Raw genomic sequence first — 14,598 nt, forward strand, 5'->3', positions numbered from 1 at the left:
GATAGCGGTGCGTCTGAGCGGTCGGGACAGCCCCGTGGTGGCGCGCGATGAGCTCGCCCTTAGCTATGCTGCATGACCGACATGGCTGCCCGCATCGCTGTACTGCTCGATACCGACGTTACGAAGGTCCATCCGCTGGGGGTCGGCAGCTCGGGAAGCGGCGCGGTCCTGACGCGCGTCACGCTCGCGGACGGCCAGGACGTCGTGGCGAAGTCGGCGGAAGCCGAATTCTCCGGCCTCACCTTGGAAGCGTGGATGCTCGAGACGTTGGCGAGCCACGGCCTTCCCGTGCCCGCCGTCCATCACGCCGAGGACCGGCTGCTGGTGATGGACTACGTCCCCTCGAACGGAGGGCTCGACACGAAGGCGCAGGAGAATGCCGCCGATGCGGTCGCCGCCCTTCACGACGTGACGGGCGAGTGCTTCGGCTTGGATCGCGACACGGTCATCGGTCCCCTGCCCCAGCCGAACCCGCAGGCGGAGGACTGGCGTGTCTTCTTCGCCGAACACCGCCTGCGCCGGTTCGCGAGGAAGGCGCGAGACGAAGGGCGGTTGAGCGCGAAGACCGCGGCCTCGATCGACCGCGTCGCGGACCGGGTCGATAAGCTCATACCCGCTGGCTCCGTCCCCTCGCTGATCCACGGCGATCTTTGGGGCGGCAACGTGATGGTCGGCGCAGACGGCCGCTGCCGCTTCATCGACCCGGCCATCTACTACGCCGATGCGGAGGTCGAACTTGCCTACTCGACCCTCTCCGGCACGTTCGGGGACGCATTCTTCGGCCGCTACCGGGAACACCGGCCGATAGCGCCGGGCTTCTTCGAGGAGCGGCGGGACCTCTACAACCTCTACCCGCTCCTCGTGCACACGCGGCTCTTCGGCGGACACTACGCGCAATCCGTCGAGCGGATCGCGGCGCGCTTTGCCTAGGCGTCGACCGTTCGGTGGATGACGCGGATCAGGGTCAGGCCCTGGACGATGATGCTGAAGAGGACGACGGCGTAGGTCGCAGCCAGGATCGCGGCCTTGTAGGGGTTCTCCGGGATCGACAGCGCGAGCGCGACCGAGATGCCGCCGCGCAGGCCGCCCCAGGTGAGGACCGGGATCGTGCCGCGGACGAAGTGCTGCTTCACCCGGAGGACGGTGACGGGCGCCGCGACCGCGGCAAGCCGGGCGCACAGGACGATCGGGATCACGAGGAGGGTCAGGCCGAGCAGCGACGGCTCGAACCGAAGCACGATCACCTCGAGTCCGATCAGAAGGAAGAGAAGCGAGTTCAGGATCTCATCCGTCAGGGTCCAGAAGCCGAAGAGGTAGCGCTCCGTCTGCCCGCTCAGCGCATCGACGGGGCCCCTGTTGCCGATGAAGACGCCAGCCACGACGACCGCGATCGGCCCGCTGATGTGAAGCTGGTCCGCGATCGCGTAGCTGCCGGTGACGAGGGCCAGCGAGATCAGGACCTCGATCGCGTAGTCGTCGATCGCCCGCATCCCGCGATAGGCGAGGTAGCCCGTCACGAGACCGAGGAGCGCGCCGCCTAGCGCCTCGACGACGAAGAGTTCGCCGATCTCGGCGAGATCGATGCCCTCCCCCGACATGCCGAGCGCCGCGGCGAGGAGGGCGGTGAAGATCACGACGCCGACGCCGTCGTTGAACAGCGACTCCCCGGTCATCTCCGCTTTGAGGACCTCGGGAACGGGCGTGACGCGCAGGGTCGACAGGACCGCGACGGGGTCGGTCGGGCTGATCAGCGCGCCGAAGACGAGCGCCCAGGGCAGCGGCAAGGCGATGCCCAAGACCTGCGCGGCGCCCCAAACCCCGAGGCCCACCACCGCCGTCGAGATCAGGACGCCGAGCGTCGCCATCGAGCCGATCACCCAAGCCCGGTCGCGAAGCTTGCCGAGGTCGACGTGCAGCGAACCCGCGAAGAGCAGGAAGGCGAGCATGCCGCCCAAGACCGTCTCCTGAAAGTCGATCCGCCGGATCACCGACGCCACGCGGTTCTGAAGGTCGAGATCGGGTAGCACGAGTTGAAGCCCGACCAGGACCAGCGACGAAGCGAGGCCCATGATGAGAAGGCCGATCGTGTGCGGCAGGTGAATGAAGCGATGATTCACCCAGGCGAAGCTCGCGGTCAGCACGAGGAGGATCGCGACCAGGTCGAAGAGCGACAGCATGCGTGTTCCCCCGGGTCCGGTTACGCCCGAGTCGGGCTTTCGGAACGGTAGGGGTGCCAGGCGGCCCGCTCAACAGCGCTCAGGCGCCTAGCCTTGCGCGACCGCCAGCCAGTCGTCCTCGGTCATCACATCGAGCCCCAGCTCCTGCGCCTTCTTGAGCTTCGAGCCCGCCCCCGGCCCCGCGACGACGATGTCGGTCTTGGCCGAGACGGAGCCCGCCACCTTCGCGCCCATACGCTCGGCCTGCGCCTTCGCCTCGTCGCGGGACATGCGTTCGAGCTTGCCGGTGAAGACGATGGTCTTGCCCGCGACCGGCCCCTCCGCCGCCACGGCCTCGGGCGGCGCGGGGTCGAGCTGGGCCAGGAGCCGTCCTAGCGCCTCACGGTTGTGCGCCTCGTGGAAGAAGGCCGCGAGCGCGTCCGCCACCGTTTCGCCGAGCCCGTCGATGTCGATCAGCTGCGCGCGTGCCGCCTCGTCCCCTGCCGCCAGCGCTTTGCCGAGACCTACGAACTCCTCAGCCGACGGATAGCGCCGCGCGAGGAGCCGCCCCGTGATCTCGCCGACGTGGCGGATACCAAGCGCGAAGATCACTCGCGCGAGCGGCGCCGTCCGGCTCGCCTCGATCGAGCGGTAGACGTTGTCGAGGGCGGTCTGGTTCGTGACCTCGCTGGTCCACTCTTCGCTCCGCGTCTTGGTCGCGGGCTTGCGGCGATAGCTTCGGAGATCGGAGGTGCCGAAGACGGCGCCCTCCCCTTGCCGCGCCTCGAGGGTGTAGAGGTCGGCGGGCTCACGGACGATGTGGCGGGCGAACCACTCCTCCACCTGGCGTTCGCCGACCCCGTCGATGTCCATCGCCTTGCGCGAGACGAAGTGCTTCAGCCGCTCGACCGCCTGTGCCGGGCAGGTCAGCCCGCCCGTACAGCGTCGCACGACGTCGGGGGCGCCCGTGCGGGGGTTCAGCTCGTTTACCGCTTCCGATCCGCAGACCGGGCAGTGATCAGGAAAGTCGTAGGGCTTCGTGCCCTTCGGCCGCGCCTCTTCCAGTACGCTGACGACTTGAGGGATCACGTCGCCCGCACGTTGGATCACCACCGTGTCGCCTTCGCGGAGGCCCAAACGCTCGATCTCGTCCTTGTTGTGCAGCGTCGCGTTCGAGACGACCACGCCGCCGACATTGACCGGGGTCAGCTTGGCGAGCGGGGTCAAGGCGCCCGTGCGCCCGACATTGATCTCGATCCGCTCGACCACGGTCTGCGCGCGCTCCGCCGGGAACTTGTGCGCGACGGCCCAGCGCGGCGTGCGCGTGATGATCCCCAGCCGCTGCTGCCAGTCGAGGCGGTCGACTTTGTAGACGACCCCGTCGATGTCGTAGGGCAGGCTTGCCCGCTGCCGCTCGATCTCGCGGTAGTGGTCCAGCGCGCCTTCGATGGTTTCCACACGGCGGGTCAGGTCGTTGACGCTGAAGCCATAGCTTCCGAGCCGGTCCAGGATCTCGCTTTGTGTACCGCCTAGGCTCTCCGACACCTGCCCCCAGGCGTAGGCGAAGAAGCGCAAGGGGCGGCTCGCGGTGATGGCGGAGTCCTTCTGCCTCAAACTTCCCGCCGCCGCGTTGCGCGGGTTCGCGAAGCGCTCCTTGCGGCCCGCCCCCGCCCCTTGCGCCTCGCCTCGTTCGATGGCTTCGTTCAGCGCCGCGAAGTCTGGCTTGGTCATGTAGACCTCGCCGCGCACCTCGAGCACGTCCGGGGCACCCTCGATCTTCTTCGGGATGTCATCCAGCGTCCTGAGGTTCGCGGTCACGTCCTCGCCGGCCCGCCCGTCCCCCCGCGTCGCGCCGAGCACGAGCTTACCCTTCTCGTAGCGCAGCGAGGCCGAGAGCCCGTCGATCTTCGGCTCGGCGGTCAGCGCGACGGTCTCGTCCTCGGACAGCGATAGGAAGCTCCGCACACGCTTGACGAACTCGGCCACGTCCTCGTCCGAGAAGGCGTTGTCGAGGCTGAGCATGGGCTCGGCGTGCTGGACCTTGGCGAAGCGCGAGGACGGCGCGGCGCCGACCCTCCGGCTCGCGCTGTCAGGCCGGACGAGGTCCGGGAACGCTTCCTCGAGCGCGGCGTTGCGCGCCTTCAGCGCATCGTACTCGGCATCGGACATGACCGGCGCGTCGTCGGCGTAGTAGGCGGCATCGGCCTCGCCCATGCGCGCGGCGATCCGTTCCAGCTCTTCGGCCGCATCTTCCCGCGAGAGGTCGGCTGGATCGAGGTCACGCGTCGTCACGAAGGCGCTCCGTCAGGCTTGGCGCTTCCCTAGCGCGAGGCCGCACCGCCGCCCAAGCCGGGCTTTTACAGAAGTCAGGCCGCCGAACGCGCGGCCTCGCGACTGTCCGACAGAAGCGTCCGCGCCGCGGCCCGTGCCTCGTCGGTGACCTTGGCGCCCGAAAGCATCCGCGCGATCTCCTCGATCCGCGCGGGCTCGTCGAGCGGCGTCACGCTCGTCGTCATCGACTTCTTGCCCGCCTTCGAGACCAGCCAGTGGTCCCGGCCCCTCGCCGCGACCTGCGGGCTGTGGGTGACGACCAGGACCTGGCTGCCGTCTGCGATGCGCGACAGGCGCTCGCCGATCGCGTCGGCGACCGCGCCGCCGACGCCCGCGTCCACCTCGTCGAAGATGATGACGGTCTTGCCGTCCTTGGCGACCAGGCTCGCCTTCAGCGCGAGGACGAAGCGGGAAAGCTCGCCGCCCGAGGCGATCTTCGAGAGCGGCCCCAGCGGCGCGCCGGGATTGGTCGAGATCAGGAACTGGACCTTGTCGATGCCGGACGGCCCCGGCTCGTCGGGATGTGGGTCGACGTCCGCGGCGAAGGTCGCGTGACCGAGCTTGAGGGGCCCGAGCTCGCCCTTCACCGCCTTGTCGAGTCCCTTCGCGGTCCGCCGCCTACGCTCGGACAGCTCGGCGGCGGCCTGGTCGTAGGCGCGGCTCGCTGCCTTCACGTCCGCTTCCAGCTTGCCGAAGCTCGCCTCGCCCTCATCGATCAGCGCGAGCTGCCGCTCGACCTCGTCCCGATAGGCGGCGAGGTCGTCCGGCGCGCGCGAGTGCTTCCGGCCCGCGGCCCTCAGCGCGAAGAGGCGCTCTTCGACGGTGTTCTGCTCTTCGGGGTCCTGGACGAAGGCGTCGGCCGCGTCGATCACGGCCGAGCGCGCCGCCGCGAACTCCGACAACGCCGCGTCGAGCCGCGTGATCGCCGCCGTCAGGGGCGCCGCATCCTCCTCGGGCAGGCGGCTCGCCGCGCGCTCCATCCGGCCCGCGGCGGAGGAAAGCTTCTGTTCCAAGCCGTCATCGCCCAGCATCTCGACCGCGTCGGCAAGGTCCGACGACACCTTCTCCGCCGCCATCAGGACCGCCCGCCTGTCGGCGAGCTGCGCCTCTTCGCCCGGCTTGGGATCGAGCTTCGACAACTCGTCCGCCACGTGCCGCAGGTAGTCCGCCTCGCGCAGCGCCTTCTCCCGGCTCGCCTGCCGCTCGGCCAGCGCCCGCTCCTTCGCGCGGCGCTCTTCGTAGAGGCCGCGGACCTTCTGCACGTCCGCGAGCAAGCCGCCATAGGCGTCGAGGAGGTCGCGGTGCGCCGCGACGTTGAGGAAGCCCTGGCTCTGGTTCTGACCATGCACCTCGATCAGCGCCTCGCCCACCTTGCGTAGGAGCGCGACCGAGACCGGCTGGTCGTTGACGAAGGCGCGGGAGCGGCCGTTGGCCTCCTGCACGCGGCGCAAGATCACGAGGTCGTCGTCCGTCTCGAGCCCGCCCTCGCTCATTACGTCCCAGACGACGTGGTCTTCGCCGACGTCGAAGGTCGCCGAGACGATGCCTTTCTCCTGCCCGATCCGCACGAGGCTCTTCTCGGCCTTGGCGCCGGTCGCGAGGCCGAGGCTGTCGAGCAGGATCGACTTCCCCGCCCCCGTCTCGCCCGTGAGCGCGGTGAGGCCGCCGCCGACCTGAAGCCGGAGCTTGTCGATCAACACGATGTCCTGGATGCTAAGCTCGCACAGCATGAAGAGCGATGTCGCCCTGCCCGTGAGCGCGGTCAAGAAGACGTGGTGCGACGAGAACCGAGCGTGGCGGCTTTCTTGCTAGCCCCGAGGCTGCACTCTAAGCAGTCCGGTATGTGCGCACCCGACGTGCCGCCAGGCAAATCAGAAGACGCTGTACGGCTAGGAAACGGCAGGGGTTATGAACGCGTTGATCTCCACGGCTAGCAACGTCCTGCAGGACACTCGCGGCCGGGTCGCGACCTTGATCTTGACTTGCATCGCGCTCGCGATCGTCTTCAGCTTCTGGGACGGTCTCGGCGACCTTTGGATGCGATGGGGCCAGCAGCAGGAGCTGAGCCACTCCTACTTCCTGCCGCTCATCACTCTTTGGATGCTCTGGGAGCGGCGCGACGCCCTTACGAGGAGCGTCGGGGCGCCCGCGCTCTCCGGCTTCGTCGTCGCTGGCGCGGGGATGTTCCTTCTCTTCCTCGGCGCGCTGACCCACATCATGGTGGCGGTCCACCTCGGCTTCGTTCTGACGCTCATCTCGCTGCCCTTGATCCTCGGCGGTTGGTCCCTGTTCGCGATCTCGGTGGTGCCCCTCGCCTACCTCTTCTTCATGGTGCCGCCGCCCTACTGGGTGATCACCCGGATGTCCCACAGCTTCCAGCTCATGTCCTCGGCGCTGGGCGTGGACATGATCCGCATGTTCGGCATTCCCGTCGAGCTGTCGGGCAACGTGATCAAGCTGCCGACCGAGACCCTGCAGGTCGTCGAGGCCTGCTCGGGCCTTCGCTACCTCTTCCCCTTCCTCAGCCTCGGGGCGCTGGCCGGCTACTTCTACAAGGGCCCGCTGTGGCAGCGCGTGGCGATCTTCCTCTCCACGATCCCAATCACCATCCTGATGAACAGCTTCCGGATCGCGGTCACCGGCGTCCTCGTGGACCGCTACGGCACGGGGCATACCGAAGGCGCGCTGCACTTCTTCGAAGGCTGGGTCGTCTTCTTGATGTGCATCGCCTTCCTGATGCTCGTCATCTGGGCTTTCACCCTGCTGCGTGGCCAGAAGAGCCCGCTGGCCTTCGTCGGCTTCGAGACGGTCCCGGCGCGGACGCCTACGGGCACCTGGACCCAGCCCGCCTTCGTCCGCAACGGCGTGATCCTGACGGCGGTGATCCTCGCCATGGGCGTCTTCGTGCACGCCGTCGGCAACCGCACGATCCTCATTCCCGAACGCGAGGACTTCGACACGCTGCCCTTCGAGTTCCCGGAATGGACGTCCCGGCAGGCGACCCTCGACGTGGAGGTTGCCACCACGCTCGGCGCCGACGACTACATCATCGCCGACATGACTGGGCCCGACGGCCAGTACGTCAACCTCTACATCGCCTACCTCGACGCGCAGCGCGACGGCCGCTCCTGGCACTCCCCCGCGCAGTGCCTGCCGGGCGGCGGGTGGGAGCCGGTCCGGCACGACATCGAGGCGACCGAGCGCCTCAACGGCGAACGCTACTTCCGCAACCGCATGGTCATCGAGCAAGGCGACGATCAGATGCTTGTCTACTACTGGTACGATCAGCGGGGACGGAAGATCGCGAACGAGTTCATGATGAAGTTCGCCCTGATGTGGGACAGCCTCGTCAAACGGCGCTCGGACGGTGCGATGATCCGTCTGATGACGCCGGTCATGCCGGGCGAGACCGTCGGCGACGCCGAGGCGCGGCTAAACGCGATGCAGCGCGAACTCGAACCCAAGCTGCCGCGCTACGTCCCGAACTGACCGTATGAAGGTTCTTCTCTTCGCGCCCAACGCGTCCGAACGCATGGGTGGTGAAGCGGTGCTGCCGCTCCACTACCTACGCGAGTTCGAGGCGATGGGTCTGCGCGTTTCGCTGCTGACCCACGCCCGTTGCCGCGCCGAGCTGACGTCGGGTCCTTACGCTCGCTACGACCTGCACTTCATCGAGGACTCGCCCGCCGAAAAGGCGATCTGGCGCTCCACGAAGGGCCTTCCCTCCCCCGTGCGCTCGGCCGGCGGGATCGCCACGGGCACGCTGACCGACTACCGCCTAGGGGCGGCTGCGCGGCGCCTCGCCGAGCGCAGTGGCTGCGACCTCATCCACCAAGTCACGCCGGTCTCGCCGCGAGCGCCGTCCTTCGTCACCGGAACCGGGCTGCCGCTCGTGATCGGACCGATGAACGGCAATATGAGCTACCCGGCAGGGTTCGAGGCGGGGTGGGGCGAAGGGACCGGCAAGGTGGTCGGCGCCGCGAGGGCGCTGTCGGATGGTCTCAACGCCGCCTTCCCGGGCAAGACGAACGCGGCGCGCCTCCTGGTCGCCAACGAACGGACGCGGCGCGGCCTGCCCGCCGGCATCGCCGACGCAAAGGTCGTCACGCTGGTCGAGAACGGCGTCGACCTTTCCCTTTGGCAGGCACCGGAACCCCTCGCCGAGACGCAGCGGGACCTCGTCTTCGTCGGACGCCTCGTGAAGTGGAAGGCCGTCGACATTCTGATCGACGCGGTGGCATCCGTTCCCGAGGTGAGGCTGCGGATTGTCGGTGACGGCGCCCAGCGCGCTGCGCTCGAGGCACAGACCAAGTCGCTCGGCCTTTCGGACCGCGTGCTGTTCGAAGGTTTCCAACCGAAGGAACGGGTCAGGTCGATGATCTCGGACAGCCGAGCGCTCGTCCTGCCCTCCGTCTACGAGTGCGGGGGGGCTGTGGTGCTCGAGGCCATGGCGTGCGCACGGCCGGTCGTCGCGACGGATTGGGGCGGTCCGGCCGACTATCTTGAGGACGGCGCGACCGGCTTCCTGGTCGCCCCCTCCTCGCCCGAAGGCTTGCGCGACGGGCTTGCCGAAGCGATCCGCAAGCTTGGCGATACGGAACGCGCTTGTGCGATGGGCCTCGCGGGTCGCCGCCGGGTGGAGGCCGACTTCTCGTGGAAGGCGAAGGCCGAGTTCGTGCGCGGCGTCTACGAGGACGTGCTGGCCGAACGCTCGGGCGTCCGGCCAGCGGCCTGACTTAGAAGGTCACGTCGGTGCGGACGCCGACGTCCGGCACCTTGTCGTCCATCAGGTTCGACTTCGCGATCTCCCATCCGAACCGGGTCGAGCTGTCCGTTGAGCCCCAGATCGCGGCGTGCTCGAGCGTCATCTCGATCAGGGTCATGCGGGGATCTTCCTTGCCGTGCTCGAACCAGGCCGCGACGATCGGGTCCCAGAACTGATCGACCTTGGCGGGGTCCTTGTTCTCGCGCAGCGTGCCCTTGGCGCAGGCGTGGTAGTCGTGGTCCTTGCCGACGACGCAGAAATGCGCCTCGGCGTGCCCGGCCTGAACCTGCTTGCAGAGGTCGGAATCGTTGTGGAGGTAGAACCACAGCTTCTTGGCCTCGGGCTCCTCGCGCGGGCTCATCGGCTGCATGTGGTCGGGCAGGCCTTTCACGCCGAGCATGCCGGCGCGGACCTTCTTCACCTCTTCCCAGAACTGCTTCTCGGGCGCTTCGCGCGTTTCCTTGAGATCGACCATGAAGGCCTCCCTGATGCTTCGGGGGGAGAACGGGAGGGCGGCCCTCCCGGTTCCCCTTCAGGGGCAGCGTTCAGGCGTCGAAGTCGGCCTCGGTCGCCTCGCGCAGGACGTCGAGCGTCACCTCTGGCGCCATCTCGACGAGCTTGAGGCGCCGTGCCGTCTTGTCGACGTCGAAGACCGCATGGCTCGAGACGACCCGGTCGACGCAGGCGACGCCGGTCAGCGGCAGCGAGCATTCGTGCAGGAGCTTCGGTGCGCCCGACTTCGAGACGTGGTCCATGAGGACGACGACGCGCTTGACGCCGGCGACGAGGTCCATCGCGCCGCCCATGCCCTTCACCATCTTGCCCGGGATCATCCAGTTGGCGAGGTCGCCGCCCTCGGAGACCTCCATCGCGCCGAGGATGGAGAGGTCGATGTGCCCGCCCCTGATCATCGCGAAGCTGTCCGCCGAGCTGAAGAAGCTCGTCTTCGGCAGGGCGGTGATCGTCTGCTTGCCGGCGTTGATGAGGTCGGCGTCGACCTCGTCTTCGTAAGGGAACGGCCCCATGCCGAGCATGCCGTTCTCGGACTGCAAGGTCACGTCCATGCCCTCGGGGATGTAGTTCGCAACCAGGGTCGGGATGCCGATGCCGAGGTTCACGTAGAAGCCGTCCTCGAGCTCGGAGGCCGCCTTCTGCGCCATCTGTTCGCGGGTCCAGGGCATCACTCGCCTCCTGCGGCGGCTTGTTCGGGGTGCGAGGTCCGCTCGCGGACGGTGCGCTGCTCGATGCGCTTTTCTTGGGCCGCCTGGACGATCCGGTCGACGTAGATGCCGGGAGTGTGGATGGTGTCGGGGTCGAGCTCGCCCGGCTCGACCAGCTCCTCGACCTCGGCGACGCACACCTTCCCGGCGGTCGCCATCATCGGGTTGAAGTTGCGGGCGGTCTTGGAGAAGACGAGGTTTCCGGCCTTGTCGCCCTTGGCGGCGCGCACGATCGAGAGGTCTGCGACGAGGCCCGTCTCGAGGATGTAGCGCTCGCCGCCGAACTCGCGCTCTTCCTTGCCCTCCGCGATCAGCGTGCCGACGCCGGTCTTGGTGTAGAAGCCGGGAATGCCCGCCCCGCCCGCGCGGATGCGCTCGGCCAGCGTGCCTTGCGGGTTGAACTCGAGCGCGAGGTCGCCCGAGAGGTACTGCTCTTCGAAGGTCTTGTTCTCGCCGACGTAGGAGGAGACCATCTTCGCGATCTGGCGGGTCTGGAGGAGAAGCCCGAGGCCCCAATCGTCGACGCCCGCATTGTTCGAGACGACCGTCAGCCCCTTGGCGCCCGAATCCCTGAGCGCCAGGATCAGCGTCTCGGGGATGCCGCAGAGGCCGAAGCCGCCCGCCATCACCGTCATCCCGTCCCGCGTCAGGCCTTCGAGCGCGGCCTTCGCGTCGGGGTACACCTTGTTCGCCATGTCGCCTCCGATCTTGGAGGCGTTGTGACGGGGGCGCGGCGGCCCTTCAAGGTTGGAGTGCGGAAGGCGCGCACGCCGAAGCGGCTGAGTCTTTTGTGGCGCTATCGCTCGCGATGCTCGCTACTTGAGCGCTGGCTGGCGGCACGGGCCTTCGGCCTGTGCGCCAGCGGGCGCGCAGCGGGCAGCCGTTCTCGTCCGCCCCGAGTGCGGTATGAGAAGGTCCGGGGTGTCCCGCGCGCGGCTCGCCGCAGTTCGGGGAGTGGTAAGGTTGTCTGCGGCGCAAGGGGTCCCAAACCCTCGCAACGCGCGGTACGGGACCCTCCACCTCCCTCGAGGCGATCCGCCGGGGCCGTTCTTCAGCTCGCCCGGCGCGTGTCTGGCCCGATACGGCGGGATGCATTCCATCACCCAGGCCGACCGGCACGTGGTCCCGCAGCGGCAGGCAGGAGAGACGTCAGCTGTCCGCCCCGCCCCGGCCCTGCCGCGACGAGGCAAGGATGGCACGGGACGACAGGGCGGGGATAAGTCGTAGGGCGGGTCGCGGAACCGCTCGTTGACGACGACGTCGTAAGCTCTGCGACGACGAAAGGACCTCGCTTTGACTGAACCAGCTCTTGCCCGGCAGCTTTGGACGTTCTCAGACCTCCTTGCGAAGGCTGGGCTCGATCCGGCTGAGGTTCGGCTGTTGCGGCATCAGACGGTCGCGGACACCGGGATGACGCCTTACCTTCTTTGGCGAGACGACAGGCCTGCTTTCGAAGATTATCAGGCTGTCCAGACGCTGGGCAATCGGGCCAAGCTCTCGGCGCCCTACTGGGCATGCTTCGTCTGCCCACCGGGAGAGACGCTTTTCGTCGGTGTTTACCGGGCCGAGCGCAAGGGCTTCGGCGATCAGGACCGGACCGATCCCCTCACCGGCCGGACCGAGCGCGAGCTTGGGACAGGTGAGGTCGATGCCTACGACCTGGCGCCCGCCCCTACGCTGTCAGATTACATCGGTCGGCTGACGATCGATTGGGGCCTGGGCACAAGGAGCTGGATACAGCGGGGCGATGGGACGCCCAAGCCCGTGGCGGAGTTGCGACGTGAGTTCCGCGATCCGGCCTATCCTGGCCACAGCGAGCTTCTGCTTAAGCTGACGGACGTGCCAGGCCTTCCAGCCTCTTGGCGAGAGGTGCTCCGTAGCGCGCGGGGCGTGTACCTTCTGACCTGCCCCCGGACGAAGGAGCAGTATGTCGGCTCGGCCTGTGGCACGGGCGGCTTCCTGTCGCGATGGTCCGACTACGCCGCGAACGGGCACGGGGGGAACGTAGCGCTGAAGAGCCGGGAGCCGAGCGAGTATCAAATCAGCATTCTCGAAGTGAGTGCCAGCACAGCGACCGAAGGCGATGTGCTGGCGGCGGAGGGACGCTGGAAGCGGAAGCTGCAGAGCCGCGAGATGGGGCTGAACCGGAACTGATGCAGAGTCTGTAGGGTGGATAAAGCGAAGGGGATCCACCGTCGCGAAGCCCGAACCACCGAACCGCCCCCCCCGCCGGGGCGAGCACCCCGGGACGGCGACGCCCCCGGCGCGGGGCGTCACGCCCCTGCGGCGTGTGGCACCTGCGTAGATCCGCTTCGCTTGATCCATCCTACGCGTGGTGGGCAGGGCCCAACTAGAAAAACTAACTATACTGTATGTGGAGATCACGGGCACGTTACCATATACCTGTCCGCACCCACACTTTTGGAAAGGAGGTGATAATATGAACACGGAATATGCAACAAAGCTAGCTTCTACGGTTTCGCCGAGCTATCTAAGAGGCTGTCACGACGGTATCCGTCGAGCGTTGCAATGTGACTTGGATCCAGAATGTCAGGATCATTACGGCGTGCAGGAGTACGCTGACTGGTCCGAATGGCGAGACATTCTGGAAGCTGAGATGACATCGCGTAATATTTCCTTTGTACGGATAATTTTCTAAACAAGGGACCTACAACACTGGTGGTTGCTCAGAAACGTCGTATCCGCGGTTCTGAGCTCCCAACTGATTTGCAGTATCCAATTCTACGGGAATACCCCGGATGGATGCGTTCCGCTCCTGGCGGGGTACCGGGTAAACCTCTACTTCGCGCGGCCGATAGATACGGGTCGCTGCGGCGTACTCGTCGCCGAGCCGGTCGTAACCCGCAGCCGTAAGATCGAGAGGACCGTCCGGTGCTTCCGCAAAGGCACTGATCATTGGAAATGCGTGCGGTGCGATTGGTTGATGACGCGGCATGCCTACACGGCAGCACGCTCGCGACGCGACAAGAACGTAGGGCAGTTGCCCCGCATTGAAGCTAAAGCTGCCGCGTAAACGTTACGGGCAACCGCGTCGCTGCGTCCGCAGCCGTCGGAGCGTACGGTGGGAGCGGCACGTGGCTGCCTGCAACGTCGCACGGTCCCCATCGGCGTCAGGCACGGGCAGCCGCCCTACGGCGCAGGGCGTCCGTCTACTGCGAAGCGCAACACTCCCGCCGGAGCGAGCAATCCGCACGCAACGCCCGCGCTACGCACAGCGCTCGCCGAGCAGACACAAATTAAGGAGTGTGAGTAATAACCGTACGGAGAAAGAAAACAATTTCCTGCTCCGCAGCGTGGCCAAATTTGCGCGCGGTGAAATCAGTATTGAAATCGAACATCGCTTTCCGTATACTGAGAGTATCAGCCTCGCGAATGAATTCGGCAATCAATCCCCGTGGAATCTCCTCATGCGCTGAGATTTCGTCCGGTCGATACATTTTGCTACTGATCGTAAAATCTAAAGTAAACCAAGGTCCATTCGGGGAGTCGTAAGCTTCAGGCTCTGCATAGATCCGCCCCCCACCGGAACCTTCTTCTAGCGCCGCACTACCGATACGGAAGAACAGAGCAACGGTACCCTCAAGAGTTGCAACCTCTTCATCGTAATCGAAGCGATTAAATGCCGAGATAATCTTGTAATCCAAGACATTAGATTGATCAGATAACGCTTGTTTAAGATGAGGTTGCTGCTGGGGAGGAGTTGAACAGCGCCAACCTGGTCTGATATCTAAGTACGCAAGTGCACTCTGTTTAAACTCTGCGCAATCAAAAAATCGAAACCATCATCTTATGCGCCGAGCGAGCAAGTACAGTCTCGTTCTTCTGACTAAACATATTCAACCAAGAAGACCATCGCTGAATCAAGTCAAATTTCGCACCAGTCAATAAATACGATGATTGCGATTTGCTTTCAGCTGCGAGAGCTTTGATCTCCGCGCGCTGAAGTTCGAGCTCCTCTCTTTGCAGAAGAATAGTTGCGATAATCCATAAAAAAGAAAGTGATCCTGCGAACCCAGCAAGGAAGTCGCCAATTTCGTTGGCTGGCCGCGCCCACACGCAGCCACCCACGAAAATTGCGACCGCCCATAAAGCGACGGGCACGCTG

General features: G+C 66.2%; 12 protein-coding genes. 4 read left to right on the plus strand and 8 right to left on the minus strand.

Annotated features, from left to right (window positions below; all coding sequences use genetic code 11):
• Window positions 1-72: 72 nt before the first annotated feature.
• Window positions 73-930 (plus strand): fructosamine kinase family protein, encoded by an 858-nt coding sequence (locus tag GGQ59_RS12125; protein WP_183818960.1) that lies wholly within the window; start codon window positions 73-75, stop codon window positions 928-930.
• Here GGQ59_RS12125 and GGQ59_RS12130 read toward each other — a convergent pair.
• The 3 genes from GGQ59_RS12130 to recN form a co-directional block, all read right to left on the minus strand.
• Complete coding sequence (locus tag GGQ59_RS12130) at window positions 927-2,177, minus strand: cation:proton antiporter (protein ID WP_221401021.1); 1,251 nt, start codon at window positions 2,175-2,177, stop codon at window positions 927-929. The genes GGQ59_RS12125 and GGQ59_RS12130 overlap by 4 nt on opposite strands.
• 87 nt (window positions 2,178-2,264) lie before the next feature.
• Window positions 2,265-4,448: an NAD-dependent DNA ligase LigA gene (ligA, locus tag GGQ59_RS12135; RefSeq protein ID WP_343074331.1), complete on the minus strand. Its 2,184-nt coding sequence runs from the start codon at window positions 4,446-4,448 to the stop codon at window positions 2,265-2,267.
• Between the two features lie 74 nt (window positions 4,449-4,522).
• A complete protein-coding gene (gene recN / locus GGQ59_RS12140; protein ID WP_221401022.1) occupies window positions 4,523-6,253 on the minus strand; it encodes a DNA repair protein RecN in 1,731 nt (576 codons plus the stop codon).
• Window positions 6,254-6,395: 142 nt separating this feature from the next.
• Here recN and xrtD point away from each other — a divergent pair, with 142 nt between their 5' ends.
• Together xrtD and GGQ59_RS12150 are read left to right on the plus strand one after the other, a co-directional pair.
• Window positions 6,396-7,976, plus strand: a complete 1,581-nt coding sequence (gene xrtD, locus GGQ59_RS12145) for a VPLPA-CTERM-specific exosortase XrtD (protein ID WP_183818962.1) — start codon at window positions 6,396-6,398, stop codon at window positions 7,974-7,976.
• A 4-nt stretch (window positions 7,977-7,980) separates the two neighbouring features.
• Window positions 7,981-9,222: a glycosyltransferase family 4 protein gene (locus GGQ59_RS12150; protein WP_183818964.1), complete on the plus strand. Its 1,242-nt coding sequence runs from the start codon at window positions 7,981-7,983 to the stop codon at window positions 9,220-9,222.
• A 1-nt stretch (window position 9,223) separates the two neighbouring features.
• On the opposite strand, the gene GGQ59_RS12155 is transcribed toward GGQ59_RS12150, so the two are convergent.
• The 3 genes from GGQ59_RS12155 to GGQ59_RS12165 form a co-directional block, all read right to left on the minus strand.
• Entirely contained in the window at window positions 9,224-9,727 is a 504-nt protein-coding gene (locus tag GGQ59_RS12155; RefSeq protein ID WP_183818966.1) for a pyridoxamine 5'-phosphate oxidase family protein, read from the minus strand.
• 70 nt (window positions 9,728-9,797) lie between these two features.
• The gene (locus tag GGQ59_RS12160; RefSeq protein ID WP_183818968.1) at window positions 9,798-10,433 is read right to left on the minus strand and encodes a CoA transferase subunit B; all 636 of its coding nucleotides are present in this window, start codon (window positions 10,431-10,433) and stop codon (window positions 9,798-9,800) included.
• Window positions 10,433-11,167 (minus strand): CoA transferase subunit A, encoded by a 735-nt coding sequence (locus GGQ59_RS12165; RefSeq protein ID WP_183818970.1) that lies wholly within the window; start codon window positions 11,165-11,167, stop codon window positions 10,433-10,435. Before GGQ59_RS12165 ends, GGQ59_RS12160 begins: the two co-directional genes overlap by 1 nt.
• Before the next feature lie 598 nt (window positions 11,168-11,765).
• Here GGQ59_RS12165 and GGQ59_RS12170 point away from each other — a divergent pair.
• Window positions 11,766-12,626, plus strand: coding sequence for a GIY-YIG nuclease family protein (locus GGQ59_RS12170; RefSeq protein ID WP_221401023.1), 861 nt, complete (start codon window positions 11,766-11,768; stop codon window positions 12,624-12,626).
• A gap of 1,103 nt (window positions 12,627-13,729) precedes the next feature.
• On the opposite strand, the gene GGQ59_RS12175 is transcribed toward GGQ59_RS12170, so the two are convergent.
• Window positions 13,730-14,137: a hypothetical protein gene (locus GGQ59_RS12175; protein WP_183818972.1), complete on the minus strand. Its 408-nt coding sequence runs from the start codon at window positions 14,135-14,137 to the stop codon at window positions 13,730-13,732.
• A 121-nt stretch (window positions 14,138-14,258) separates the two neighbouring features.
• Window positions 14,259-14,594: a hypothetical protein gene (locus GGQ59_RS12180; protein ID WP_183818974.1), complete on the minus strand. Its 336-nt coding sequence runs from the start codon at window positions 14,592-14,594 to the stop codon at window positions 14,259-14,261.
• Window positions 14,595-14,598 lie beyond the last annotated feature (4 nt).

Source organism: Parvularcula dongshanensis (genome assembly GCF_014199615.1).
Classification (GTDB): Bacteria; Pseudomonadota; Alphaproteobacteria; order Caulobacterales; family Parvularculaceae; genus Parvularcula; species Parvularcula dongshanensis.